We start from the raw sequence: 25,254 nt of genomic DNA, 5'->3' as shown, positions 1-25,254 counted from the left end.
GAACATACGCGAGAGAGAGTTTTAGCACTTATGACACATTAAATCAATTGATAAGGACGAAAAACGGCGGTCCTTTGTAAATCTTACAAAGTGTCGACGCCAGGACACCTTCAGGTGGATGTGGCAGTTCCGATCACAAATGAGTATCGACGGCGAGTTAAGAAATGGATTTGGTTTTTAGAATGAACTAATCGTGGGAAACCGCTTCCGCATTTCTAGCGGGTGCGGGGCTACGATCCTCTCGGGGAAGTACTGCTTCTTCCGTAAAAGTATCTGATAGCTTTTGCATTCCCTCTTCAATTTTCTGATGGATAGAGAGGTTAAACTGTCGACAGAAATAGGACCTGTCTAGGCCCGGCATTAGCGTCGCATTCACCCTGCCAGTAATCGCAGATGTGACACCGACGAATTGCGGTCCACCGGCACCTCGACAAAATATAGGCCCCCCAGAGTCACCACTACAAATTCGACCAGCCTTGGACTTCGCAAGGAACAGCTGATCATGCTCCTCTGCGGGTTCCGTTTTAGAGTAAATGTTAATATTAAACTCACCGGTATCTCCGGTGTTATTAACTCCGTATCCCGCAGCCAGATAATCGCCGTTGCGGAGACAACCATTGTGCCCTCTTCTCAATGACTGAGCAAAAACTTTTCCCGCGCCATTTTCGCGTGGGTCGAAATTGATGAGGCCCATGTCCACCGCGTTGATGCCGTCCCTATTCTCGGTGGATGCAAAGCTTTTAGCTCTAAAGAGATTTGTTCTTCCCGGCCTCGAAGGATCGTTAATACGGAGGTAAAGGTTTGTAATAGGAAGTGAATCGATCTGACAATGAGCTGCCGTTGCCACCTGACCAGGGCCGATAATGACCCCCGAGCAAAAACTCTTGTATGTCCCATCGGCACGTCTTTCTACCAGACTCACCGTGACGTTATTAATAAGGGTCCATTCGGCGTTGGAGATCGCTCTCGACATGGTCGGAGAATCCACTCCAGCCCATATCTGGCTAAAGGAAAAAAGACAAAAAAAGAAAAGATGAATTTTGTAAAATCGATTTTTTATCATTACCTCTGATCGGATAGTCCTTGCGTTGGCTTAACTACCAGGAGGTCTGCGATCGTTTCATTTTGAGATATATCAGACGTTCTAGTACTCCCAGCTCTTGAAACATGAATTGGGATTTTACAAGGTTAGTCATTTTGAATCCTTACTGGCCACGGAGTATTTCGTGGAGAATAATTTCTAAATGATAAATCTTTATAATATTTCTCCGCGATCTCTGATGTTGATGGACGCTACTGGTGCATTTGTGAGTATGGTCATCAGTGGCCTCGTGTTACCGCAATTTTCCTCATTGTTGGGAATAGACCCTTGGATACTATGGAAACTTGCAGGTGCGGCATTCGCCTTTTTGATTTACGACCTCGTCATCTATTTTGCTTTTAATGTTGTTCGCCCTTGGATGGTGAAAACGATGATGGCTTTAAATTTAAGCTATTGCTTGCTCAGCGCTCTGCTCGTTCTCTTTTTACCAGGACTCTCTCCCTACGGGATTGCGGCTCTACTGATAGAGATCGCCGTGGTCATTGCAGTTGTCGCTTTTGAGTACCGAATCTTTCGACAAATGGAGTAGCTCAATTTCACTGCCGCAGCGATACCAGCAGAGCGTCAATCCGGTGGATTTATTCTAAAAAAATTTGAGAGCGCTTTCGACGTTTTTTTAGTAGGGGCTGACGGATCGAAACTCTTTCATTTACATGCTAAAAAAATATAGAATGTTTACAATTTTAATCATCTGTTTGTTTGGACTATTGTATCTTTGAGGCTTGAAAATTACGCTCGGGGTCTTAGGATAATTAACCATTTTCTTTGGAGCGTGTATGCTAGGAAACCCAACACAATTGAAGCTACTATTAGCTTCCCTCATTTTTTCATTTTCAATTGAGTCTTTTGCAAGTTCTCTTGTGCAGAAAGTAGCTGACCAATATCTAAACCACATCACTTGGGAAGAAGTTCAAGCCAACGGAGATACGGATATTATTCGCTTAGCTAATATCGATAAAATTCCCAGCGAAGTTATAGCCGAGCTCGAGCTTCTTGACTTATTTGTTAACTTTGAATTCCCAAAATTCTGGAACAGTAAATCCCCACTTGGCATTGCCGACCCCCAAGACATCATGGAGATCTTCGATGAATCCGGTATTGCTGGTTATGCAATCAACGTCACAGAGTGTAACACTGAAGAGTGTTTCGGCTGGGAAGCTTTATACCTCGACAAAAATGGAACTACTGTTAAAAACACGTTTTTAAAATAGCGTATAGACAAAAATTTTTGAAAACGTCTACTAACTCAAGTTCGCTTGGTGAAGCGCCACTTGGTCTCGGAGCGGGCGATGAGCCAGTTGTTTGAGGTTCGGGTCCTTCTGCAAAAGTTCAAACGCGAACTCGCGGGCTTGCTCGAGGATGGGGAGATCTTTTACGAGGTTGGCCATTTTAAATCCGGGCATTCCCGATTGGCGCACACCGAGGAACTCACCAGGTCCGCGAAGCTCGAGATCGAATTCGGAAATTTTAAATCCGTCGTTGGTGGTTTCTAAAAACGAGACTCTCTCGCGGGCCTCTTCCGAAACCGCGTGACCCATCATCATGATGCAGTAGCTTTTATGCTCGCCTCGACCCACGCGCCCGCGAAGTTGATGAAGTTGCGAAAGACCAAATCGTTCGCTGTGTTCGATCCACATGATATTGGCATTAGGGACATCCACACCCACTTCGATCACCGTGGTCGAAACTAAAATGTCCAATCTTCCCTCTTTAAATTCCAACATGACAGCGTCTTTTTCTTCGCCCTTCATGCGGCCGTGAAGTAAGCCCACTTTAAAATCTGAAAACTCGAGTTTGAGTCTTTCGAATTCCGTGGTGGCGGATTTGAGATCGATCTTTTCGCTCTCCTCCACCAAAGGGTAGACCACATAGGCTTGGCGGCCTTTTTCTAGATGCTCTTTAATGAACCCCGTCACCTGCGGGCGTTTGCTCTGATAAGTTGCACGGGTCACAATCGGAATGCGACCCACCGGCATCTCGTTAATAATGGATGTATCTAGATCGCCATAGATCGTCATCGCCAAACTTCGTGGAATCGGCGTTGCCGTCATCAATAAAAAATGAGGTGCCACTCCCTTGGATTTGAGTAGTCCACGCTGCTCGACTCCAAATCGGTGTTGCTCATCGACAATGACCATCGATAAATTTTTAAAATCAACGCCCTCTTGAATCAACGCGTGAGTGCCGATCACCAATTGAGCTTCGCCGCTTTTCAACAACGGCAGCGCCGTTTTACGTTCGGCGGATTTTAATTGCCCACTGAGAAACTCGGTGCGAATTCCCAGCGGATCGAGATACTTTCTCGCGTTCTTGTAGTGCTGCTGCGCCAAGATTTCGGTGGGAGCCATAAAAGCCACTTGTGCCCCACTGGCAATCACCTGCGCCGCCGCCGCTAGCGCCACTACGGTCTTCCCGCTCCCCACATCCCCTTGCACCATTCTTTGCATGGGTTGAGAATTCTGGAGGTCCTTGTAAATCTCTTGGAGGACTTTTTTCTGAGCGTTGGTGAGATCAAACGGAAGCTTCGAAAAAAAATCGATATCCATTTGAGGATTAATTTTTATCGGCGTCGCTTTTGAGTTCTGTACGCCCTGCTTGCGCGAGGCCAGGAGCATTTCTAAAAGAAAAAATTCTTCAAAAATAATTCGTCGATGGGATCGAGTCTCGCGGTTCAAATACTTTTCAGCATGACCTTCTCTCGGAAAGTGCAAGTTCATCATCGCTTGGGTCATGCTCGGCAAATCGAGGCGGTCTAGGATCCATTGCGGAATCACTTCCAGCTCTGGAAGATCGCGCTTGTGCATTTCTAATTTTTCTACCGCGTCGAGGACCATTCCGTGAAACTTCTTAGACGATAGTCCTTCCGTTTCCGAATAAATTGGGATCAACTCGTCCTGATTTTCTTCCTCATCCACGCGCACTTCGGCCAGTTCGGGATGATGGAATTCTAATTGATTGCGATAGTTGATCACTTTACCGATCACGCGAACTTCAGTTCCTGGCTTGAAGCGCTCGAAGTATCCCTTATAGGGCACTCGAAAAAATTTGCAGTGAATGAGGCCGCTGGTGTCTCGAATGGCGATGTCGTAAATCTTCCGTCCAGTTCTGCCCATGGGAATGGCACTGACTTTTGCAACTTGAGCCACGAGTCCCACATAATCCCCGACCTTTAAAGACGAAATACTTCGGGCCGCTCGGCGATCCTCATAAGCGCGAGGATAGTTCTGAAGTAAATCGCGAATCGTAGAAATCCCTTTCACTTTTAAGAGTGATCCTAACTTTGGTCCAACCCCTTTGAGGTACTGAACTTGAGAATCGACACTGAACGCCATGCTTGTTTTTATAGACAGAATCTAATCAGCTGGCAAACTATAATCTGATGGAAGAAAATAACTATTTCCAAATTCGAGTGGGTACGCTGGTGCCGGACAGACCGATTCCCTTCGATCTGTATATTCATTTGCATGGCAAATACATTCATTACCTCCGCATTGGAGAGATGCTCACCAACGAAAAAATCTCCAAGTTAAATACATCGGATCAGTTTTTTGTTCCCTCTGCACAGCGCCCGGACTTCAAGAAATTTATTTATTCTTCGATGAACGAAGCGTCCTTAGAAACCTCTACTAAAGCGCGCATCTTGCGCGACACCTCACTGGCTCTCATCGAAGAAATTTACGAAAAGAAAGACATCAACGAAGCTCTCGAGGACTCTAAGGAACTCATGGGTCAGTTTGTAAAACTCATGGAGTCGTCGCCGGAAAGTGTGGATCATTTGATCCAACTTTCAAGTCACGACTTTTATACATTCAATCATTCTCTGGATGTCAGCGTGTATTCGATGGGTATGGGAAAACTCATGGGCTATAACGAAGCAGACCTCACCGAATTAGGTCGCGGAGCTTTATTTCATGATATCGGAAAAAAATGGGTCGCTGCTGAAATTATTTGCAAAAAGGGAGCGCTCGACGACGCTGAGTGGGCTCAAATGAAACGTCACCCTGAGTACGGTTTAAAAATTCTTTCGGAGTACAATGTCTCCGAAGCGATCAAGGCCTGTTGTTTTGAACATCACGAAAGCTTTCTCGGAAACGGTTACCCACAAGGACTTGATGGTGAGTCCATTCACCCCATGGCTCGCATCGTAGCCATCGCCGACACTTTTGATGCTCTCACGACCCAGCGCTCTTATAATCAACCGATGTCACCTAAAGAAGCCGTGCTGTTTTTGACGACGAAAATCAAAGACAAATACGATCCGGTAATTCTTAAAGCACTCCAAGCTGCAGTATTACCTGACTAAAACGTAAACCCGCTTGACGGCCTAGGCCTGCAAACCTACACTTTAAGTAAATAAAGAAGAGGTTCTATGAGGTTCATTCATCTTTTAGTCTTAGCAGCGTTAACATCTTTGATGGGCTGTTCGTCCACTCCCGAGGTTTCGGATGACGAATTGCGGGCTCCATTTACCGAAAATAAAGCGGATATTGAAAAATGTTACGCCAAAGCCAAAGAGAAAAATCCCGAATTGACCGGAACACTGGAACTTAAATTTTTGATCAACGAAGAGGGAAAAGCTTATAAAACGGTCTTTCTCAAAAAAAGATCAACGATCAACAATAAAGCTTTGAATGTTTGCCTCAAGCGTTTAGTTCACAGCTGGCAATTCCCTTCAGGATCGGCAGTAGAACTCGTTTACCCTTTCCAGTTTGGCGCAGAAGCGACCGCACCCGAGGCTCCAGCTGAAGACTCGGAAGCGGCACAACCAGCTCCGACCGAAGAGGCTGAACCTTCCAGCGACGAAGCCACTCCAGATTAGTTTCTCTTAGGGGGCGCCCAAATAAGCGATGGCCTCGCCCTCTTTTGAAGAATAATAGTTAATCCAGTATCTCACCATGGCCTCGATAAAATTGCGGGCCATCGTACTCTCTCCAGAACCATTCTTTTCCACGAGCATCGCAAAATAGTACTTGTGCATGACACCATTGCGCTTGGCATAGAAGTATCCCGCAAGATTTGCGCTGGGATTGAGGGTTCCCGTTTTCGCAAGAACCTGCCCTTTGCGATCTGTATTTCGACTCGCCCAAGTTCCGTCAACTCCCGAAATCGAAAGGAATTTTTCGTAGGACATTCCTCCGAAGACTGGACCCTTCTTGTCGGCGTAAGAGAGAAGCGTCACCACTTGCGCTGGAGACATGACGTTTCCGTAATCGCATCCGGCACCATCTTTTAAAGCGGCACCATCCCAATCGATAATACGAATTCGAGATTTGTAATAATTGAGAACATGGTTTGCGGCAACAGCTTCGTTAGCCACGGCCCCAGGGCAACTCGATGCCGCCGAGTAACCGGCTCCCGGAACGACGTAGTTCTGAAGGGCTTTGACCGCAAGACGAAGATAGCGGGAAGCCTCTCCGTTATTGCTCGATTTTAACATGGATTTGACCTTGTTATAGTCGATCCCATTAACACTCTCCAAGGCGGCCACAGAGGTTGCAATCTTCGTGACGGAGGCCAACCGGCGAGGCTGCAGAGCTCGATAACTGCGCATGACATTCATGCTCTCCGCTTCAACGATCACAAAATTAAATTTTTCGAATCGAGATCCGTACTTGCTCAAAACGATATTTTTTTCATCGCCCGTAAGGTTATCATTCAGCACCAAATTCGGAGTGGTGGGATCTACCGGAGAAGACTCGTCGGTTTCAGGAATATCGGAGGAGATCACCCCATCTTGATCCGGCGCAAAATTCCCATAAATCGTGTCTTTTTTTGAGCACGCGACCAGAGCCAAAGACAATACAATAAGAGTTTTGAAAAAGTTCATGCATTCCCATCGGGCCATGGTCCAGCAAACCTAAGTGGAGACATCCAATGGTACAGAGATGATTTTTAATAACGAATTAAGTGCGTTTTAGACAGGGCCTGAAAATAAATTCGGCAGTTTTTGTAGACTCAAAAACTAGACTTAGGGCGGTGCTAAATAAGGGATATGGTGATGATCCCAAGAATCGCTAAATGAGCTTTAAAAAACCAAATATTTGATTTTTTCTCGTAGGCGAGATCACGGCGCGTATGGAGCGGATTGATGCGCATTTCTTTTTTCACTCGCATGGCTTGTAACCCCTGATTGAGTTGCCACTTGCAAAAACCCACACAAATATTTATGAGCAACATCGTCCAAAACAATTGGATCGGGTTTTCGGAGCGCATAGGATCAAAAGCATAGATCGGTGCGGCCATTATAAGTGTTATCGTGAGATAAAATGAAACTATTCTTTTCCATTGAGAGAACATGTCGTAAGTTCGCGACCATCCTTGATCATTGACGATGGCATTTTCGCGATAGCTCATGAATTTTTCGGCAGAAATTAATTTCGGATTCAAATGAGCTAACGACTCCAATATATATTCACTTCTCTCTAGCATCATCGAGATCTTGTATTTTTCTCTTCCGTTGAGAGTCAGCGTGAACCACCCTCCCAAATAAGAGATGTGCGAAAACTCAATCTTTTTAACTTTTTCAAAAGAAATTTCCTTGGAGCTTCCGAGGGACTCTAAAGTCATTCCATCTGGACGCAAGTGCACTCGCGTGTAAACCATAGGGCGAATCAAAAAATAAGCTTGCAGTAAAAAAAGAGCTGGAAAAAATGATCCCATGGCTAACAGTGTAATTGCGTTATGAGTGTCACCTCCGACGACGCGGTAAGCGACGTAACTGTACGGTGGAAACGCCCAAACAATCGCGCAGATCCGTAGCATATGGTAAACCATTTTAATGTGCGGACGATATTGCAAGGTGCGCTGGAGATTGGGTCGAACTTGGAAGTCTAACTGTGCTGCCGTCATCATAATGAGACATATCGGCAAACGTTGTCTTATTCTTAAACAACCTCGACTTTGGTCTTAAGGATTGAGGCTATTAATCCAGTCTTTGACCACGACCACTTCGGAAGGATCAATGGATTTATCCGAGGGCATATTCTTAGATCCCCCGCTCCCCTCACTGCCCTTAATTCGATAGTAAATTTTCGAACCTTCGGCATCTCCGGGCAATAGGAGTCCCTCTGCAATCAACTCAGCCTCGGTCTGTTGCTCGTAAGCGTGTTGATGGCACGATGTCGTGCAATTGCGACGAAACACGATCTTCGCCGCTACAAACTCCGGCGAACCTTTAAAAAATTCGTCATCGGCGGAGTTCGAATTCTCCGTCTGAAAACATCCGCTAAAAATCAAACTGAATAGTAAAACACTCCACAACTTCATAAATCGTTCATCTCAACTATTGTTTTTCAACAATGGGGACCGTCACGCGAACAGTCACATCTTCCGAGACACCAACACCCATGTATTTGACATCTTTGATATCCAGCTTTGGCAAATTCATTTTAAACTCCGCCTCGAGTTTGTTCCCGACAATTTTATAAGTCCCGGCCACGGGCTGTTTCTTTCCCTTAATTTCGATGATGCCTTTCCCCTTACCACTTCGTCCGCTGGCCTTTGTGAGCACCGCTTGGGGATAGGTTTTGACCATTAAACGATCTTTAAGATGTTTATCTCTTAAAGAAATTCCAGTGGTCAGAGAAGCCAAATCGACAGTGATATTTTCCGCCGTCACACCGGTGGCCGATTTATAGGCCTTACCCGTTACTTTTTTAGTTTCTGCTTTGAAACTTCCCGCAGGAACTAAAGTGACGTCAACAGCGGCATACTGCGACCAAACCACTGGGGATTGTAATGTGAAAAACATAAAAATTAAAAACGAGCGAATATTATTGTCCATAGACCCTTATACTAGCTACAATTTGATGAAATGACACGTACTTGTCTCATCTTAATCCTGCTCCTACCTCAAATTGCGAAGGCCTATCCCGAATTTATCGGATACAAGTACGCGGCTTGCCTCACTTGTCATTATAATGGCCACGGAAATGGACCGATTAACGACTATGGTCGAGCTCTATGGGCCGCAGAAATTGCGGGCCGTGCCTTCGCCGGAAAAAAAACTGATGAGCAACTCGGAGAGACCTCGGGCTTCCTAGGAAAGACAGACAATCTACCCTGGTGGTTTCGACCGGGAATCAAAGCGCGCTACTTAAACTATCGATTAAATCCAGGAAGCGAAGACAGCACATCTCGAAATATTTTTATGCAAGCGGATGTCAATGCCGCCATTATTTTTGATAAAAATCAAAAACTCATTTTTGTAAGCTCCTTCGGCTACGTTCCTAAACCCCTTCGTTTCCAATCGCAGCTAAATGCACCAAAAATTGATAGCATGATTTCTCGAGAGCATTACGTGCGCTATCAAACCACAGAATCCCTTTGGCTCTACGCTGGTATGATGGACAAAGTTTACGGAATCAGAAACGTCAATCACACCGCCTACAGTCGCTCCCGTACTGGACTTGCGCAGAACGATCAGACCCATGGTGTGGTCGCTCATTACGTCAGGCCGGAGTGGGAACTGTCTGGCCACGCATTTATGGGAAATCTCTATCAAGAGAGTGATGTCCGACAATCAGGAGGCTCCGTCATGTTCGAGTACGAAATTCAACCGGCCTGGCGCCTCGGGATTTCGGGTCTTTATGGAACTAACAAATACATTGCTGGTCAACGCGTAGGAGTTCACTCGAAATTAGGCTTGGGGCATGGCTCAGCTATTTTATTCGAAGTCGGAAACATCAAAGACACTCCCAAGTCCCAAAAGTCCACCAACGGTTATTACGTCTTTGCCGAGGGAATTCAAAAAGTTGTACGGGGTTATCACATATTTGTCTCTGGTCAGGCCTACAAGGATGACATGATTTCCTCGCGCCCGGATAATATCCGGACAGGCTTTGGCGTTTTGGCATTTCCGATGGCACGAACAGAACTCCGAGTTGAGGTCGAAAATACGCGACAAGTGGTCAACTCTCCGCTGGTGCCTGAGGATGTTTGGGCCTTTTTAACTCAGGTGCATATTTCACTTTAAAAAGATTTTTATGATGCAAAAGTTTTTATTTTTAATTTTAATCGCAATCAGCTTCAGCAGCCTGGCTCAGAACTCCTCTCGTACAAAAACAAGTGCGATTCGCAAACCGTATTCTGAAGTCACTTTAGGTTATGTCAACTGGCAAGAAAAAATGGAAGTGACAGCGCTCGGAGTGCCCGGATTTATCAATGCGAACTTTCAAGGTTTTAAATTAGGATATGCTTATAATAAGCCATTTTATAAAGTGCGCTGGGTCCAGCACTTTGAGGCGAACCTTCAATTTGGCTCGCATAAAGCCAAAGGAATTGGCGACATACCCGACGAAATCGAAAAACAATCTTGGTATGCCGGAAGTTTTAACCCTGGAATTATCTATAGAACTACAGCCAGGTCCGAAATTCTATTGAGCGCGCCATTTACTTTAAAACAACCCAAATGGAATTTTAAAGAGGTTGTCGAAGTCGAAAATCAACCCTTTTCGATGGGATTGCAAGCGACGTTTATGAATCGACTCAATATCAAATCTTCGATATCGATGTCGGTCGCTCACATGGTCACTTGGGAGTCCACAGTGTGGGGTTTAAATTATCATTACGATTTTAGATCCTCTAAAGATCGATACTAGTTGCCGTGTTCATCTTGAATTTCACCAATCAGCTCTTCGAGAATGTCTTCCATGGTGACAACTCCTAGGACCTTAAACTTTGAATCGCGAACCACGGCCATGTGCGCCCGTTTCTCTCTAAAGATTTTAAGCAATCGATCTTGTGGCATCCCCGGATCTACGAAGGTGACCGGACGCATGATTTTTTGAAACGTATTGTTTGAAAGGTCTTCGTCCATTTTTTGATAGATGTCTTTAATGTGAACCAATCCTAATATGGCATCGACCCCATCCTCGGTGAGAGGAAATCGTGTACGGCGAGTGGTTTGCGTGAGCTCCATGTTTTCTTCGAAAGTTCGGGCTAAAGACAAGTAGTCCATCTTTTCGACGGGGATCATGATATCGGCGGCCCGTTTATCCGAAAAGCTAAAAGCTTTAGTGATGATTTGGGCTTCGCTCTCGGAGATCACTCCATCATCTTTAGAATCCTGCATGATCAATTTGAGTTCGTCTTCGCTCACAGGAGCCTCTTCAAAATTCCTAAAACCGATGAGAGCTAAGATGCCATTGGCGATCCATGTAAAGGACATAATCAGTGGTTGAGCTAATTTATAAAATACACGCAAGGGAGGCGACAGCAGCAACGTCATTCTCTCGGCTTGCTGAATCGCCATACTCTTAGGAACTAACTCTCCCAGTACCACATGCATCAAGGTGATAATAAAAAATGAGGTGGCCGTAGCGGCAATATGGAAAAACTCAAAGCTGTGGTACTCCTGAGGAATTAAAATCACCATCAGATTGAAGAAGGAATCCTCCCCAATCCAACCGAGAGCTAAACTCACCAGGGTGATTCCTAATTGAGTGGCCGACAAATACTCGTCTAACTGATCCACACACAAAATAGAGATCCGTGCCGATGCAATTCCCTGCCCGGCTAATTCTTCCAGACGCGTGCGGCGGACTTTAACGATAGCAAATTCAGAGGCCACGAAGAATGCGTTAAGAAAAACCAAAAAGAAAGAGAGTGCTATATAAATAAGCGTTGTGGTGAGGCTCAGGTGTGCTTCCATTGGCTTTAAAATCTATCAGGAGGATTCGGCGCCGTCACTAAAAGGAATTAAAAAAGTTCCAGATCTCACTCCCCGCAAACGATGGTGTCGCGTGACCACCGGTGGGCGCATTACAGAAGACCACTTCGCCTCCGGGGCCACAGTTTGAGTAGCGGGAGCATTCGGGACGCCCCCCAACGGGAGTGCTGGTTTCCGTGCAGGAGTTTTCATTGATCCATCGCCAAAATGTCGGTGCGCCTCGAAAATTATAGCCGACCTCCGTATCATCTTGATTGTGATTCTTCCACACAGGGATCGTTTCGGAAGAGCAAATGTAACGGCGCATAGTATCGGGCATTGCGCCAGCTTCGTCAGCCATCGCGCGCAAGATGTGTCCGCGGGCGCAGCCCAAAATATTGGACATATATCCACCCATAGATCTCCCAAAGCTATAAACTTGGGCGAGATCTACACAAAGTTCGTCAGCGACGCTCTCGTAAATCGCATCAAAAAGCAGAACGTCTCTTCCCGTGGGGCGCCAATCCCAACCGGGAAGCATATCATTTTTTCCGCTAGCTCCCACCGGCAAACTCAAGGTCTCTATTCCCTGAGGTAAAACAAAAATGGCCTGCGAATTGGCGGCGGCAAGAAGCGGCGTCACCAGTGTCCCATTCTGGAAGGCCATCGCCGTGTTACTATACCCGTGCCATCCAAAAATGAGTTTATACTGAGTTGATGGAGAGTAACCCGTAGGAATGATTAATCGATACTCTCTAGAAACTCCGCCCACAGAGATGGTGCGTACATAAGTTCCCGCCGTCGCACTTGCGCCCCCACATCCCGACGAGGGGATAGGCACTGCAGAGTCACCGGGGCCACCGGAAATCAATCCCCCTTCGGGTGCAAAATCGGCCGTGCCGCCGGAGGAATTACAGCCGCAAACTACAATTAAAAGCAGAGAATAGAAGATCGATTTTAATGGCACACTGAGATTATAAAAAACTTAGGGCAAGACTGATAGCCTAAAGTTCACTTTTGTCTAGGAGAGACGATCGAATTTGAGACAAACTCTGCGGAAGAGGATAAACCCCTTCCGCAATGAGCAAAGAATTAATGTTTTTCAACTTTCGTTTTTAAAACAACAACGGCTTTTGAGGGTCCACCATCGTTTTTAAACACTTTGAAATCTTCACGACGAATCTCTGCGTCTTTTTTTGCGAATACAGAATCAAGTTCCGCGTCGCGAGTGTTAAAAGTACGAGCTAACCAATTGGTTCCCTCGGCCATGCTGTAGGCTTTGACACTAAGGTCGTCGTCGATCCCTTCGATGGCGTCCTTGATGGCCTCTTTACGTTGATCCGCAAGCTTGCGATCAGCGGCAGAAAGATCACCGCGAACGGGGCGTTCTTGATCCGACCATACGGCTATACTCACTTTATCGATTTTGTTTTTCGCTTTTGTCGACGTGATCAAATCCCGCAACTCTTGCTTTTCGGAAGGGCTCAGCGTGGCGCTGCCTTTTTCGAAATCGACAGTAGCGCTTCCCGTCACAACTTTATCGCCACCGGCATGAGCTACGCCTAGCGTAAAAATCATTGCTGCTCCAGTTAATAGTAATTTTGTCTTCATAGTTCCTCCTTATTGGAATGTTGTTTCCTGATAGAGCAACAGCCACGCCAAGCTGCAAAGGCTTTAGAAAGGATCTCAAAGGTCCGTCGATGAAAAAACCGAGGCAATCTGCAACACCCTGGGGCGATGTTGGATTATTTGAGATAGGATTTTAACCAGCGCTCGAAGGAACCGGGCCGCTCTTTTTGAGCCATGGATGGTAAAATCGATTTTGCAAACGCATCGGCGAACCACTCATGAGCATTGGAGTAGGAATAATTAGTAAAAAAATAATTCTGATGTGCCTTTTCTTTAGACTCCCATCCGGGATGGCGACGGAAGAAGGCTTCATCGTAAAAAGATTCGGTGGGGTCCGAACTAAACACCTCGCGCCAACCGTTCTTCTCACAAATGGTGCGTAGCTCACGCGGGGGAATTTTTTGAAGTAAGACCGCGTGCCCGATCTCGTGAGCCAATGTGGACAACAGATGCTGCTTTTGCGAGTCACTGATGCCGGCGGGATAGATGTCCTGTCCACCAATACTGATCGCCTGCATCTGGTGATGGTACGCGGCGATATCAAACACATCATCATGCTTGGCAAAAGCATAAACAGATTTAATTCCTTTTAATGAGCGTACAAACTGGCGGGAAAAGCTTTTCTCAAGAAGCAAATAAAGTTCTTTCAAAACATAGGGTGAATGCTTTGCCGTATGATTGATCGCTACAATTCCATAAACATCGTAAAGCTTTTTCTGCCAAAGAGCGACGGCGCTTTCGTCAGAAATCAAATGCCTAGGGATTTGGCCTTTCACCGCGACTCCAAGGGTTTTGTCTAGAGGCTGAGAGTCGAAAATATTCGGTATTCCGTCACCGTCCATGTCAGGATCTAAAGGATAAATGGTCCGCGAAGGTTTTTGATCCACAACAGCCGTCCAATCTGCAATCCCATCTTTATCCGTGTCCATCTGTACGTAATGGTAAATACATTGAAGCCATTGATGGCGTTGCTCTTCGGTGAGCTCGTTCAAATGATTGGCAAGCCATTTGTTATAGATGCTTTCGAAGGATACTTTTTTTTCCAGACGAGAAATTTTAAGAACAAGATCTTTTTCCCAAGACGGACTTTGGAGAAAGGGTACATGGGGCGCTTCCGCAGGTGCCCTCGCCTCCAAATGCACACGAAATGGTTTGCAGGACGTGGCGTGAGCCATTGCCGGTGTGAAAAAAAAGATCGCTAGGATTCCATACAGAGCTCGCACTTTTCACTCCCCCCAGTCTCTTAAATGTAGCACCGCTCCTGGCGCCTGTCTATTTTACCGAGACATTGGACCACCTGTTTTTGCAGTGGACAGAGGTAGAGCGATTGACTAGATTGCGGGGCATGGGAACACTTCAGCCATTTTCATTCACAGAGAATAAATTAATTGCCTTCTATCTTGGAGGACGTGCGCCTCGATGCAGCTTAGAGCTCCACGATGTGATGTTTCTCGTGGGCAAATCATCAGAGGAACTTATACCTCAGATAAAAGAAAATTGGTTTGGCACTCCTAAGTCCCTGCATGTGGACTCTTGGTTGGCCCTCGAGAACGTCGAGGGTTACGATATCACTGTCAGTAAAGGTCAGAATAATAATCAGAGAAAAAGTAAAGATGATCTCAAGCTGTATTTTGTGAATTTGGGAGCTTATAAAAAAGAAGTGTTCGGCGAAATGCACTACATGAAGTTTTTGGTCGCGGAGTCTCCCCTTGAGGCCAAAAATAAAGCCAAGAAAAATTTAGAAAATGATTTAGTCGAACTTCACACCGATGATCTCTATGACATCGATGACTGTATCGAGATCGAAAAGATTGGCCCCTACACCGTTCAGTTAAGCCGAGGTCAAAAGTCAAACGTTGATCCCGTTAACGGATGGCAGAGAGTCTTATAAACTTGAGCTCGAAGGAGCTCCATCTCATTCTAAAAAACTAGGCCATCTGCCGAAATAAAAATACCCAGCTTTGCCGATAGGTTCGTCATGAACAATCTACTGAGACTGGCCGCTTTTTATTCGCTCTTTATTCTCTCTTTTCAAGCTCACGCTCAACATTGTGGATTTCCACCTCGACAAACGAATGAGGCTTGGTCTTCACAAACATTTTTAAGCTATTTAAAAAATCCATCCGTCCAGCGCGAACTCGCGGTGGTGAAGGAAGTCCTCAAAGGAAATGTTCCTGAAGTTCTTAAAGCCTTCACCCCTCTTCGAATCCCGGCTCGCTATCAAGGTGCAGATGTCGTTTTGGAGCTGCAAGTGCAGCCCGATTATTTGATGATCGGAACCGAAAATGATTTCGTCCGCATGCCTCTCACAAATTATGCCGCTCAGTTTTTAGCGAGCGAATTCGGTTTTGTGATGCCGACAACATTTTTAGTGGATCGTATTTACGACCAAGCGTCGGTCAAACTCAAACCGCAGCCCACCGACTGGTATAAGTATCCCGGCGCGATGCGCTCAGGTCCTAACTATTATATTTTTAATAACACCATCGAAAATCAACGCGACGGGCGCTGGGGCCTCGTGGCGGGACATAAAAAAGATGTGGTGATCACCAATCGCCTCAATTCAAAGCCTCAGCAGGTCGCCATCTATGGCTGGCAGCAGGCCGGGAACAAGCCCATTCAACCCCTGGCTCTTCCCCATGATTTTGCCTATGAAGACTACTCCCACGGAATTCGTTTTTTGGGACCGGAGTTGAAAATCATCTATGGGGACGGACGAGTGGTGTCTCGATCTCTGGCGAAAGCCCTCACGGAGAATGAACTCGGAAACATCCTCAACGGCCAACAAGGCCCCATCACCGATGTGCGCTCCGCTCGAGTTTGTGACGCAAACTTTGCAAACCCCCTCGGAATGACTGGCTCTTGCCCGCAGCAGCCCCATCTTTGTGGTTTGAATTAAGCGATCTGTTGACAGAATTGGCTAGATTTCAGATATTTAGCCATGGCTCATCCTCATAAAAACGATCATAAAAATCCTGTCGAAGCACCTAATTTTTTACGTCAAATTATCGAGACCGATATCAAATCGGGTAAGCATGGAGGCCAAGTTGTCACTCGCTTTCCTCCGGAGCCCAATGGCTATCTCCATCTCGGTCACGCCAAGTCCATCTGTCTGAATTTTGGACTCGCCCAGGATTACAATGGACGTTGCCATCTGCGCTTTGACGACACCAATCCCGAGACGGAAGATGTCGAATATGTCGAATCGATTAAAGCCGACGTTAAATGGTTAGGCTATGATTGGGGGAACGATCTTTTTTACGCGTCCAACTATTTCCAACAACTTTATGATTGGGCCGAACTTCTCATTCAAAATGGGAAAGCTTATGTCTGTAGTTTAAACGAGGAAGAGCTTCGAGAGTATCGCGGTGACTTTACCACTCCGGGACGCAACAGTCCCTACCGTGATCGCTCTGTGCAAGAAAACTTAGATCTGTTCCGTCGTATGAAGGCTGGAGAGTTCGAAGAAGGTCAACATGTCCTACGCGCCAAAATCGACATGCAATCGCCGAACATGAACATGCGTGATCCTTTACTTTACCGTATTCGTAAAGTGAGTCATCACAACACGGGCGACAAATGGTGCATCTATCCGATGTACGATTACGCTCACCCGCTCTCAGACGCCATCGAGCGCATCACTCATTCGATTTGCACTTTGGAATTTCAAGATCACCGCCCCTTTTATGACTGGTGTATACAAAACGTTCCCACCGGCGGCGAACCTCATCAGTATGAGTTTGCTCGAATGAACATGACTTATTTGGTGATGAGCAAACGTAAACTGCTTCAGTTAGTGAAAGAAAATTTAGTCAGTGGCTGGGATGATCCCCGGATGCCGACCATTTCAGGAATTCGTCGACGGGGCTACACTCCTGAATCGATCCAACTTTTTGCAAAACGCATCGGTGTCGCCAAAGCGGAGAGTATTATTGAGTACGATATTTTAGAAAACTGTGTGCGTGACGATCTCGACAATGTCGCTCACCGTGCGATGGCGGTTTTAAATCCCATCAAAGTGGTGATTGAAAACTATCCCGAAGGGAAAGAAGAAATCATCGAGACGCAAGTGCATCCTAAAAAACCGGAGATGGGTCATCGAAAAATTTATTTCGGTCGCGAGGTCTACATCGATGCTGCCGATTTTATGGAAAATCCTCCGGCGGATTTCTTTCGTTTAGCTCCCGGCAAAGAAGCGCGTTTGCGTAATGCCTATGTGATCAAGTGCAAAGAAGTGATTAAAAATGCCAGCGGTCAAATTGTAGAACTCCGTTGCGATTACGATGTCGCTACTCTCGGCGGCAAACCCACCTCCGACGGTCGCAAGGTGAAAGGCATGATGCACTGGGTGTCTGCGAGCAAGTGCGTGGATGCCGAAGTTCGCATCTACGGTCGACTTTTTAAAGTGCCAGATCCGGAGAACGTTCCGGAAGGAAAAACTTTTAAAGACAATTTGAATCCTGAATCTTTAAAAATCATCAAGAACGCCAAACTCGAATGGAGCCTTAATGAGGCCAAGCCCGAGCTGCGCTATCAGTTTGAGCGCGTCGGATACTTTTGCTTGGACAGTAAGGACTCTAAGCCTAACGCCATGGTCTTTAACGCCATCGTCGATTTGGCCAGTAGCAAGTAGTTTTTAAATCCACCACTTCAACGGAACAAAGTGGTGGGTTGGCCAACGGCAATTAATTTTCTTTTAAAGCTTTTCGAAGATACTCAATCATCAAAGACTGATACTTTTTCCCGTCGGCTCGTGCCTTGAGTTTGATCGCCTTAAGAATATTCCCCGAGCTCAATTAAAGTCTTTAAACTCGCCACCGGAAGGCTACGCCCGGCGACGCGAATCTTTTCCGCCTTCAGTCAGAATTTTTTTTATTGATAAGAATATCCACCTGATTTGCAGGATTGATGTAATCCACAAAAGACCAGGCGATGAGATTTCGCTGATCTATATACTCTTTTCGCATGGTAAAGAAATCTCGAGCGCTGATCGGAAGCCGAGAGCGAAGCCCTAACTGACCTAAACACTTCTCGGCCTTTTCTAAATCGGCAAGCTTGAGCGATAAAACGAAGTCCACACCCACTGTAGCACGCACTAAACCTTGAAGAGCCAAGGCGTACCCACCCCACCCACGATCACAAAAGGCAGCTCAGCTTGGAAAAGGTCTGTGATACGATAAAGAAACATTTCCAACGTTATATGAAATATTAAAGTGTTTTTCCTTAGCCATCACAAACTCAATTTTTGTTTTTTCACTTACTCGACTGGATTTTTACCACGACCCAAGTAAAGACTTCGATAATTGAGAAAACAACAACAAATATAGATCCTAGAGTCAAAGCAATCGCTATTTCGTTATTTATAAAGAAGAAAATGTTTAGAATTAATAAAAAAAATCCGAAATCGAAAGCCAAGCCCCTAAAAAAACCTTTTAAACTAAGAGGCTTTTTCTTATCGGGATAGTAATCTAAAAGAAATTTCATGAAAACTCCTAAATCGTCGGCAAAAAGCACGTCAGTAGAAGAGCTGCCGTTACGCCAATAGACGGCTCTGCATAGCTCAATGCTAATGACTTTATTTCTTTTACTTTCCATTGATCAAGCCTATTTAGCTTTTCCAGTTTGTCTTCCTCGCAAATATCCATCGCCATAATTTTCTTTCTAAAATCTTGAAACTGTTTACTAATCTTATTAAGATCTCTCTGAAACATCACTGCAGCTGTTCCACCCCACAAAGTCTCAAGCGCGCCGCAAAGGATGGGACCAGTTCCAATCTCATCTATGGCATTGACAGGATCTTGCAACACGTATCCATAAAGATTTACATCACCACCATCAAACCTAATCGGATCTTTCGCCGTCCAACGTCCACCCGCGCGAGGATCATAATCCCTAGCACGGCCATATCCTCTACTTAATTATGCAATCCCTTATTGTTTTAGGCAAGATGAGGTGTCTTAAAATAATACTTCGATAAATAGATTTAGTGTATTTTTTGAATATTTATAAATAATCGGCCACTAAACGGCCATTCCTGTATTTTATTTTGGTCGTCTTCGAACAGGAGGCATTGCAATTGTCCCAGTTGGACTGATCTCCACAGGATACTTCTCAGAATAAGGCAGATTTGTTACTTGTACGCCCTCAATCTTTGACAATGAATATGCCTTAGCATGGTCTGCCTCACGCTCAAATCCGTAAAACAAACGATTGCCGTTTTGTGCTCGTCTAAATGACAGCGGCTCAACTGTTCTTTCTTTTCCACTATACTTAAGCTTAACACATACTCTATTCGCTGCTGCAAATTGGATTCTTTGTAGAACGGAGTCTATATTATACGCATTCGCCACTCGACCCAGCTGGAACACTTGTTCGTCAACACGCTTTGAAGCAGATACTAATTTTTCCTCTTGAAGTGATCCATAAAGCCATTCAAAGAAGGGCTCTATGTCTTTCCAAAAAGATTCAAGCGGAGGTAGATTTGGTAATTGGTGAGCAAGCATATTCACCCACTGCCCCTCTAATTCCTGTAATTTTTCGTGTTTTTCAATAAATGCAAAAGTAGGAACATCAATATTTTTAAAAGCGCATTTTTTCTTTAAAACGTTAAAAACCAGTTGTGGATTATTAATCATATTCCTGTTGCGGAAAAAATGAACCACATCATAAACATCTCTTGGTCTTGCTCTTTGGGCTAAGGCCCTTACTTTCTCAGCAATGACTTCTTCAAAAGCATAGCACTGAGAAAAAATTCCTTCCTTTGGTTCATCGGAATAAGGATGATCCACTTTCTTCTTTTGAGATTCCAAAACAATGATTTCATCATTCGTAAGATCCAGTTTAATTGTGGCTACACCACCTGCTTTACGCCGTAATGGACCATTGTAGTGAATCACTCCTTGCGCTGATAATTTTCCGTCTTCTTTCGCAATAACCTTAAATTTGAACTTATCTTTCGAAAATTCTATTCCGGTATCAGAATAGAGTTGATCAGCGACTTCGTTAAAAGCTTTGCTGAGAAATTCTACCGACAGATGTGACGATGTCGTCAGGGTAAAATCTAAGTCTTCAGAAAATCTAAAGGTTTCGAAAAAACATTTTTTTAGACTCGTTCCACCCTTAAATAGCCATTTCTTACCCAGCTCTCGGTGATTATATATTCCATGGAGCATCCAACCCAAGACGTAATCTTTTTCGATTGTATCTGGAGAAAGACCTAACTCTTGAGCCAGCTTAAGAACTTCATTTTTTTCGATCATATTCTTTTTCCCAAGAAGCAGGAATTTTAAGATTCCACTTTTTAATTATTCTCTTATTTTCTATTGTTGGATCAAATTTTGAGTATCCCGCTGAAATATTATCTCTTAGTTTATCTAGCACACTCTGATCTTTCTCTCCTATAGTTTCCAAGAGAAATCCCAGTCGCTTGAATATTGTTTTATTATTCATTTTCTGAGCGTACTCGATTAAAAGAGGTACATCCTTATACTCTGATTCCATATAGGCCTCAAAGAAATCTTTGGCAACTCTCATCCCGCCACCCAATCCTGGGTCGTCCAAAATATCTACCATTGTTTTAGATGGATCTGAGATTAGAACTTTTACTGAATCTAACCATACAGATTTCGTGCCGAATAATTTGTATCCTTTTATTGTTTTTAAATGGATTTTTATTCCTGAATAATTCAAATCCGTCTTTCGAAATTGTTTCGTGGTACAAAAAACGGTTGTTTCAAAAATTTGTTCCGACAAATCCCAATGCTTAACTGCGGAAAATCCGCCAATGTACCCTGGTTCAAATATTTTTGAGACTACAGCCCAAGGGTTTTCAATCGCCAACTCCTCTGGGGAAACCTCCAATGGTGTAGATAAATAAAAGCCACGCCTCACGCGCCTTAACCAACCTGCTTTCGCCCAACGCGATAGCAATCTACCCGCCTCCTGACGAGTTACATTTAAAGTCGCAGCAACTATCGTAGCAGTCATACCTCCCTTAGAAGCTTTTATAACCTCTGAGAGTTGTGTTCGTGATATAGCGCCTATTCCCTTTAAACTATTCATAGATATATCTATTATGCCATTATTGCTCTAATAAGGCAATATCAGCATATTATATATACCTAATAGATTTGCCAAATCTATTTAATTGAACTTAAGGCTTCTTCATTAAGTCTAAATAAAAACTTCGCAGGTGGACCATCTGGTCCATGGGCCAAAATTCACATTAGTAGGGGGCTCGTGCAACCCAGCCTCAAAAAGCTAAAAATTCTCTGATAACGATCAATAGGGAGCATTATTGAATAAAAATAATAAGAAAGTAAAAAATAAACAATCTCATCATCTCGAAAACACAATTATAAAACTCGTAGAAACAGTCTCAGCACTAACCTATCAAGGACTCGTCGGGTTCTTTAAGAAACCAAGACATCTGCTATTAAAAATCTTCGCAATCCTTACCGGTGGATTTTTGATAACTATGCTGGCCACGCTAAAAGGCCTTCATCTTAAATTCTTACATTGGCTTTGGCCGGTTGTTTTTAATAAAAGATTCATCGCCTGGTCATTCTCTATTCCATGGCCCTATCATTACTGGGGACTATTTCTAGGCATTTCATGGATTTACATTATAAGCATTGGATCAAAACTAATTCGCCAAAAGATAAAGATCCAAAAACAATTTGAAACTATTGGTCTCACCAACGGATTGGGGGAAACCCCAAAACTCATATCCTATTTTAAAATTAATGACGATGAAGAAAAATATTTATTTAAAGGAAACTCCGTAAGCCTTAATCAATTTGAAAACAAAAGAAATGAATTAGAAGCTGTTTTTCAAAAGCCAATTGAATTTCTTAAAAATGGTTCAAACCCCTCAATCATTGAACTGGGACTATCAAATAAAAGAATTCCTAAGGTAATTCATTTTGATGAAATCGAAAGCAAATTAAAAGAAGAGCAATTTTATGTTGGGGATACAGGCCATTGCCTTCACAGCCAAGATCTAAAACATCTTCCCCACATGCTCATTGCTGGCAGTACGGGAGGAGGAAAATCCGTCTTCTTTAAACAAACAATTGCAGGACTACTGCAATCAAGTTCATATCTTCAAATCTTTCTCATCGATCTTAAGAAAGGCCTAGAAGCAGCTGATTTTAAACAAGCTCCCAACGTATGGATTGCAAAAGACCTGCAACAGGCAGTTTATTTTCTACAAACTGTAGGTAAAGAAATGGAGAGACGATTTCACTATTTGGAAGCCAAAGGGTATAAAAACATTGAGCCTCAACGAGATCAAATGGATCGCCTATTAATCGCTGTTGATGAAGCCAGCGAGCTTTATGCCGATAAAAGTAAGTTTGATGATGACTACGAACTATCGCAAAAAGCTCAAAGACTTACCAACTCCATCGCCCGCCTAGGACGAGCCGCTGGCATTCATCTCATCCTGGCTACACAAAAGGTGAACAAAGAATCTATCAATACTGTCATTCAAGAGAATATTTCTGCACGGATGTGCTTTAAAATGAATACACTCCAAGGATCTTTACAAGTGCTTGGAAGTAAGGACGCAATGGATCTTCCGATGATCCCTGGGCGAGGAATTTGGCAATTTGGAAGTGAACAGTTTACTGTGCAAGTTCCCCTAATTTCTGAGCAAAGGATCAAGCACATTTGTAATGGATTAAAAGAAGATTTCGCCAATGGAAATCGATTCCTGTTTAAACCTATTTTAAAGAATGATGTGAAGTCCTTAAACCAGAACTCCTTTAAAAATATTTTTGTGGAGACTAGTGACTAGAGCCTTGCCAAGGCACGGGCAGGGTTCTCTTCACATAAGAGATATTGAGCAAAGACTTTTTTCCTATTTGTTCGTAAACAAAGTAGCAACGTCTTCACAAATTGCGAGAGATATTTATCACAATAGAAGTCATCAAGCGCTCTATAAAAGACTTAACCTTCTTATTAAATCTGGATACTTATATGCGAATTACAATAAAGAATTGTGCGGCAGATTAGTCTATAGTCTGACGCTTAAAAGCTTTCGTGATTTCATAAGAATAGATCCCAATTCGTTTTTGAGAGGACAACTGCAAAGTAACAGCATCCTCCATGATCTGGATTTGGTGAACATTCGACAAAGACTTGAAAGTTTAGACACTGTGGAGGCTTACTACTCTGAGAATGTCTTACGAAGTGGTATAAACTTGCCAGAAGATGAGCTTTTAAGTGATTTAAAACTGCATAACTTTGACGCGATTTTAAAAATTCGAAAGCAGAACCAGTCTTACTTGTTTGCTTTGGAATATGAGCGCACGATCAAATTCTCTGAGCGCTACAGGAAATATTTTGAAAAACTATATTCCAATCCCACCATCGGTGGAGTTCTTTATATTTGTAGAGATAGCAAAGTTTTAAATCATATTCAGCAAATTGAAGAAAGTGTTTTGGCTAAAAACTGGCCAAAATTTTTCTATTCCACTTTACCTGAAGTGATTGATAGCAACTCATCTTTGGCTTTTTATAATCTAAGAAAGGAAAAAATAGTTCTTAAATAATGTCATTTATTGAGGTTTCAACCGCTTTACGACATGCAACCTAGCTCTCAATCTGTATTGATCCCTAAATCTTAATACTCATTAGGTTTTTATAGAAAATCTAAATATCTAAGCCCTAAAGACCAAATGCATATTCTCAACTTTAACGAAAGGACTCTTAATAGTCTTATTCCCCCAGGTTCATGCCTACAATAAACCCCATTGTTGGCAATACGATATTCGCTTAAAAAATACTAAATACGATTTAAAACACTCTAATCTTACCCATGAGCAAGCTAGCCAGCTGAGAATCAAAGATTTTGAATTCAAGTTTATTCCTAAAGAAGATAAGACCACCTGCGAGCTGATTAAAAAATTCATTCATCAGCATGAATGGCTGGGTAAAATGCCCACCCGTCCCACTCATAGATTTATAGCTACCTATAAAGGCAAGTTGGCCGGAGTGGTGGTTATGGCAACTCCGAATAGCTTCTCAAATCTTTTAGGCAAAGACCAAAGACATCTTGAAAAACTCATTAGCCGTGGTGCTTGTATCTCCTGGTCTCCTAAAAACTTGGCATCAGCTCTTATTATGTTTTCAATTCGTTGGATGGTGAAACATTCGAGCTTTCGATTCTTTACAGCCTATAGTGATGTCGAAGCTCGGGAACTGGGAACCATTTATCAAGCCTGTAACTTTACTTATTTAGGACAGACTTCGGGAGCAAGATTCGAATACCAAGATCCATTAAATCTTAAGAGAGGTTGGTTTTCAGATCGCCAGTTCAGAAAGTCTTCGCAAATTAAACGGTATGCAAAAGAACTGGGTATTCTTTGGGGACCTAAGTGGAGCCTTAGAGACAAAATCCTTTGGGAAAAGATTCCCAGGGAAATCATTAGTGCCGTTAAAGAACAGGCTAAGGCTCATCAAAGCCGTTGCTTAAGACGCTCCCTCTTACCCAAGCATAAGTACGTCTATTTTCTTGGCTCAATTAAAAGAGAAACCATCTACTTAAGAAAACTCTTTGAACGCCTTAACCCGCAACTTTTAAACCAACCCTACCCAAAAATCAGAGGGCCGCAAATTAACACGGCCGACAATATCTTAGAAACAAAGGAGATTACTTTGACTCAAAATTCTCAAAACTGTAGGCCACGCTGGCCGTTAGATAAGTCTTATCTCACCGTAAAGGAGGTGGCAGAAACTCTCAGGGTCTCAAGCTGGACAATTTATAGCCTTATTAAAACCGATGTCACTTTTCCCTGATCTTCCCCCGAAAAAACGGACATAAATTTCATGCTGCGTTTCGTACCATCTCTTCACACTCTATCGGCGTCAT

General features: G+C 43.9%; 26 protein-coding genes and 1 pseudogene. 12 read left to right on the top strand and 15 right to left on the bottom strand.

What is annotated here, in order from left to right:
• Positions 1–187 precede the first annotated feature (187 nt).
• Complete coding sequence (locus tag K2Q26_04545; GenBank protein ID MBY0314762.1) at positions 188–973, bottom strand: trypsin-like serine protease; 786 nt, start codon at positions 971–973, stop codon at positions 188–190.
• Positions 974–1,244: 271 nt separating this feature from the next.
• Here K2Q26_04545 and K2Q26_04540 point away from each other — a divergent pair, with 271 nt between their 5' ends.
• Positions 1,245–1,631 (top strand): hypothetical protein, encoded by a 387-nt coding sequence (locus K2Q26_04540; protein ID MBY0314761.1) that lies wholly within the window; start codon positions 1,245–1,247, stop codon positions 1,629–1,631.
• Between the two features lie 247 nt (positions 1,632–1,878).
• Positions 1,879–2,313: a hypothetical protein gene (locus K2Q26_04535; GenBank protein MBY0314760.1), complete on the top strand. Its 435-nt coding sequence runs from the start codon at positions 1,879–1,881 to the stop codon at positions 2,311–2,313.
• A 30-nt stretch (positions 2,314–2,343) separates the two neighbouring features.
• Here the strand turns inward: K2Q26_04535 and recG are convergent, their stop codons facing one another.
• Complete coding sequence (recG, locus tag K2Q26_04530) at positions 2,344–4,434, bottom strand: ATP-dependent DNA helicase RecG (protein MBY0314759.1); 2,091 nt, start codon at positions 4,432–4,434, stop codon at positions 2,344–2,346.
• A 47-nt stretch (positions 4,435–4,481) separates the two neighbouring features.
• Between recG and K2Q26_04525 the strand changes: the two genes are divergently transcribed.
• Complete coding sequence (locus K2Q26_04525; protein ID MBY0314758.1) at positions 4,482–5,405, top strand: HD domain-containing protein; 924 nt, start codon at positions 4,482–4,484, stop codon at positions 5,403–5,405.
• 66 nt (positions 5,406–5,471) lie between these two features.
• Positions 5,472–5,921, top strand: a complete 450-nt coding sequence (locus K2Q26_04520) for an AgmX/PglI C-terminal domain-containing protein (protein ID MBY0314757.1) — start codon at positions 5,472–5,474, stop codon at positions 5,919–5,921.
• A gap of 6 nt (positions 5,922–5,927) precedes the next feature.
• On the opposite strand, the gene K2Q26_04515 is transcribed toward K2Q26_04520, so the two are convergent.
• The 4 genes from K2Q26_04515 to K2Q26_04500 form a co-directional block, all read right to left on the bottom strand.
• Positions 5,928–6,929: a D-alanyl-D-alanine carboxypeptidase gene (locus tag K2Q26_04515; GenBank protein MBY0314756.1), complete on the bottom strand. Its 1,002-nt coding sequence runs from the start codon at positions 6,927–6,929 to the stop codon at positions 5,928–5,930.
• Positions 6,930–7,081: 152 nt separating this feature from the next.
• A complete protein-coding gene (locus K2Q26_04510; GenBank protein MBY0314755.1) occupies positions 7,082–7,954 on the bottom strand; it encodes a hypothetical protein in 873 nt (290 codons plus the stop codon).
• Between the two features lie 54 nt (positions 7,955–8,008).
• Positions 8,009–8,368, bottom strand: coding sequence for a hypothetical protein (locus K2Q26_04505; protein ID MBY0314754.1), 360 nt, complete (start codon positions 8,366–8,368; stop codon positions 8,009–8,011).
• Positions 8,369–8,384: 16 nt separating this feature from the next.
• Positions 8,385–8,885 carry a YceI family protein gene (locus K2Q26_04500; protein MBY0314753.1) on the bottom strand — a complete coding sequence of 167 codons (501 nt, stop codon included), beginning with the start codon at positions 8,883–8,885 and terminating at the stop codon, positions 8,385–8,387.
• Between the two features lie 30 nt (positions 8,886–8,915).
• Here K2Q26_04500 and K2Q26_04495 point away from each other — a divergent pair, with 30 nt between their 5' ends.
• Both K2Q26_04495 and K2Q26_04490 read left to right on the top strand, forming a co-directional pair.
• Positions 8,916–10,076 carry a hypothetical protein gene (locus tag K2Q26_04495; GenBank protein ID MBY0314752.1) on the top strand — a complete coding sequence of 387 codons (1,161 nt, stop codon included), beginning with the start codon at positions 8,916–8,918 and terminating at the stop codon, positions 10,074–10,076.
• A gap of 10 nt (positions 10,077–10,086) precedes the next feature.
• Entirely contained in the window at positions 10,087–10,701 is a 615-nt protein-coding gene (locus tag K2Q26_04490; protein MBY0314751.1) for a hypothetical protein, read from the top strand.
• On the opposite strand, the gene K2Q26_04485 is transcribed toward K2Q26_04490, so the two are convergent.
• From K2Q26_04485 to K2Q26_04470, 4 genes are all read right to left on the bottom strand, one after another.
• Positions 10,698–11,753 carry a hemolysin family protein gene (locus K2Q26_04485; GenBank protein MBY0314750.1) on the bottom strand — a complete coding sequence of 352 codons (1,056 nt, stop codon included), beginning with the start codon at positions 11,751–11,753 and terminating at the stop codon, positions 10,698–10,700. The two genes, K2Q26_04490 and K2Q26_04485, sit on opposite strands and share 4 nt — an antisense overlap.
• A gap of 37 nt (positions 11,754–11,790) precedes the next feature.
• Complete coding sequence (locus K2Q26_04480) at positions 11,791–12,717, bottom strand: hypothetical protein (GenBank protein ID MBY0314749.1); 927 nt, start codon at positions 12,715–12,717, stop codon at positions 11,791–11,793.
• Positions 12,718–12,842: 125 nt separating this feature from the next.
• Positions 12,843–13,361 carry a hypothetical protein gene (locus tag K2Q26_04475; protein MBY0314748.1) on the bottom strand — a complete coding sequence of 173 codons (519 nt, stop codon included), beginning with the start codon at positions 13,359–13,361 and terminating at the stop codon, positions 12,843–12,845.
• 134 nt (positions 13,362–13,495) lie between these two features.
• The gene (locus K2Q26_04470; GenBank protein ID MBY0314747.1) at positions 13,496–14,602 is read right to left on the bottom strand and encodes a hypothetical protein; all 1,107 of its coding nucleotides are present in this window, start codon (positions 14,600–14,602) and stop codon (positions 13,496–13,498) included.
• A gap of 122 nt (positions 14,603–14,724) precedes the next feature.
• On the opposite strand from K2Q26_04470, the gene K2Q26_04465 reads away from it, so the two are divergent.
• From K2Q26_04465 to K2Q26_04455, 3 genes are all read left to right on the top strand, one after another.
• Positions 14,725–15,270: a DUF1543 domain-containing protein gene (locus tag K2Q26_04465; GenBank protein MBY0314746.1), complete on the top strand. Its 546-nt coding sequence runs from the start codon at positions 14,725–14,727 to the stop codon at positions 15,268–15,270.
• An 87-nt stretch (positions 15,271–15,357) separates the two neighbouring features.
• Positions 15,358–16,278: a hypothetical protein gene (locus tag K2Q26_04460; GenBank protein ID MBY0314745.1), complete on the top strand. Its 921-nt coding sequence runs from the start codon at positions 15,358–15,360 to the stop codon at positions 16,276–16,278.
• Positions 16,279–16,320: 42 nt separating this feature from the next.
• Positions 16,321–18,012, top strand: a complete 1,692-nt coding sequence (locus tag K2Q26_04455; protein ID MBY0314744.1) for a glutamine--tRNA ligase/YqeY domain fusion protein — start codon at positions 16,321–16,323, stop codon at positions 18,010–18,012.
• Between the two features lie 223 nt (positions 18,013–18,235).
• Here the strand turns inward: K2Q26_04455 and K2Q26_04450 are convergent, their stop codons facing one another.
• The 5 genes and pseudogenes from K2Q26_04450 to K2Q26_04430 all read right to left on the bottom strand — a co-directional run bounded on the left by K2Q26_04450 (position 18,236) and on the right by K2Q26_04430 (position 21,440).
• Complete coding sequence (locus tag K2Q26_04450) at positions 18,236–18,493, bottom strand: hypothetical protein (protein MBY0314743.1); 258 nt, start codon at positions 18,491–18,493, stop codon at positions 18,236–18,238.
• A 139-nt stretch (positions 18,494–18,632) separates the two neighbouring features.
• Positions 18,633–18,863, bottom strand: coding sequence for a hypothetical protein (locus K2Q26_04445; protein ID MBY0314742.1), 231 nt, complete (start codon positions 18,861–18,863; stop codon positions 18,633–18,635).
• Between the two features lie 8 nt (positions 18,864–18,871).
• Positions 18,872–19,285 (bottom strand): annotated as a pseudogene (locus K2Q26_04440) (hypothetical protein).
• Positions 19,286–19,420: 135 nt separating this feature from the next.
• Positions 19,421–20,638: a nucleotidyl transferase AbiEii/AbiGii toxin family protein gene (locus K2Q26_04435; protein MBY0314741.1), complete on the bottom strand. Its 1,218-nt coding sequence runs from the start codon at positions 20,636–20,638 to the stop codon at positions 19,421–19,423.
• Positions 20,622–21,440 (bottom strand): type IV toxin-antitoxin system AbiEi family antitoxin domain-containing protein, encoded by an 819-nt coding sequence (locus K2Q26_04430; GenBank protein MBY0314740.1) that lies wholly within the window; start codon positions 21,438–21,440, stop codon positions 20,622–20,624. Before K2Q26_04430 ends, K2Q26_04435 begins: the two co-directional genes overlap by 17 nt.
• A 235-nt stretch (positions 21,441–21,675) precedes the next feature.
• Here K2Q26_04430 and K2Q26_04425 point away from each other — a divergent pair, with 235 nt between their 5' ends.
• The 3 genes from K2Q26_04425 (at position 21,676) to K2Q26_04415 (ending at position 25,181) form a co-directional block, all read left to right on the top strand.
• The gene (locus tag K2Q26_04425; protein ID MBY0314739.1) at positions 21,676–23,178 is read left to right on the top strand and encodes a hypothetical protein; all 1,503 of its coding nucleotides are present in this window, start codon (positions 21,676–21,678) and stop codon (positions 23,176–23,178) included.
• The gene (locus K2Q26_04420; GenBank protein MBY0314738.1) at positions 23,171–23,935 is read left to right on the top strand and encodes a hypothetical protein; all 765 of its coding nucleotides are present in this window, start codon (positions 23,171–23,173) and stop codon (positions 23,933–23,935) included. The genes K2Q26_04425 and K2Q26_04420 overlap by 8 nt, the downstream gene beginning before the upstream one ends.
• A gap of 451 nt (positions 23,936–24,386) precedes the next feature.
• Positions 24,387–25,181, top strand: a complete 795-nt coding sequence (locus K2Q26_04415) for a hypothetical protein (GenBank protein ID MBY0314737.1) — start codon at positions 24,387–24,389, stop codon at positions 25,179–25,181.
• Positions 25,182–25,254: the final 73 nt, after the last annotated feature.

The sequence above is a fragment of the Bdellovibrionales bacterium genome, from assembly GCA_019750295.1.
Lineage (GTDB): Bacteria > Bdellovibrionota > Bdellovibrionia > Bdellovibrionales > JAGQZY01 > JAIEOS01.
This window is presented reverse-complemented; position numbering and strand designations above follow the sequence as displayed.

Coding starts and splice junctions, on each gene's coding strand:
- K2Q26_04510 (MBY0314755.1), bottom strand. CDS start 7,954: ATGATGACGGCAGCACAGTTAGACTTCCAAGTTCGACCCAATCTCCAG.
- K2Q26_04465 (MBY0314746.1), top strand. CDS start 14,725: ATGGGAACACTTCAGCCATTTTCATTCACAGAGAATAAATTAATTGCC.
- K2Q26_04455 (MBY0314744.1), top strand. CDS start 16,321: ATGGCTCATCCTCATAAAAACGATCATAAAAATCCTGTCGAAGCACCT.
- K2Q26_04445 (MBY0314742.1), bottom strand. CDS start 18,863: ATGAAATTTCTTTTAGATTACTATCCCGATAAGAAAAAGCCTCTTAGT.
- K2Q26_04520 (MBY0314757.1), top strand. CDS start 5,472: ATGAGGTTCATTCATCTTTTAGTCTTAGCAGCGTTAACATCTTTGATG.
- K2Q26_04515 (MBY0314756.1), bottom strand. CDS start 6,929: ATGAACTTTTTCAAAACTCTTATTGTATTGTCTTTGGCTCTGGTCGCG.
- K2Q26_04525 (MBY0314758.1), top strand. CDS start 4,482: ATGGAAGAAAATAACTATTTCCAAATTCGAGTGGGTACGCTGGTGCCG.
- K2Q26_04545 (MBY0314762.1), bottom strand. CDS start 973: ATGTCGAGAGCGATCTCCAACGCCGAATGGACCCTTATTAATAACGTC.
- K2Q26_04495 (MBY0314752.1), top strand. CDS start 8,916: ATGACACGTACTTGTCTCATCTTAATCCTGCTCCTACCTCAAATTGCG.
- K2Q26_04415 (MBY0314737.1), top strand. CDS start 24,387: ATGGCAACTCCGAATAGCTTCTCAAATCTTTTAGGCAAAGACCAAAGA.
- K2Q26_04460 (MBY0314745.1), top strand. CDS start 15,358: ATGAACAATCTACTGAGACTGGCCGCTTTTTATTCGCTCTTTATTCTC.
- K2Q26_04430 (MBY0314740.1), bottom strand. CDS start 21,440: ATGAATAGTTTAAAGGGAATAGGCGCTATATCACGAACACAACTCTCA.
- K2Q26_04435 (MBY0314741.1), bottom strand. CDS start 20,638: ATGATCGAAAAAAATGAAGTTCTTAAGCTGGCTCAAGAGTTAGGTCTT.
- K2Q26_04490 (MBY0314751.1), top strand. CDS start 10,087: ATGATGCAAAAGTTTTTATTTTTAATTTTAATCGCAATCAGCTTCAGC.
- K2Q26_04540 (MBY0314761.1), top strand. CDS start 1,245: ATGATAAATCTTTATAATATTTCTCCGCGATCTCTGATGTTGATGGAC.
- K2Q26_04485 (MBY0314750.1), bottom strand. CDS start 11,753: ATGGAAGCACACCTGAGCCTCACCACAACGCTTATTTATATAGCACTC.
- recG (MBY0314759.1), bottom strand. CDS start 4,434: ATGGCGTTCAGTGTCGATTCTCAAGTTCAGTACCTCAAAGGGGTTGGA.
- K2Q26_04500 (MBY0314753.1), bottom strand. CDS start 8,885: ATGGACAATAATATTCGCTCGTTTTTAATTTTTATGTTTTTCACATTA.
- K2Q26_04475 (MBY0314748.1), bottom strand. CDS start 13,361: ATGAAGACAAAATTACTATTAACTGGAGCAGCAATGATTTTTACGCTA.
- K2Q26_04505 (MBY0314754.1), bottom strand. CDS start 8,368: ATGAAGTTGTGGAGTGTTTTACTATTCAGTTTGATTTTTAGCGGATGT.
- K2Q26_04535 (MBY0314760.1), top strand. CDS start 1,879: ATGCTAGGAAACCCAACACAATTGAAGCTACTATTAGCTTCCCTCATT.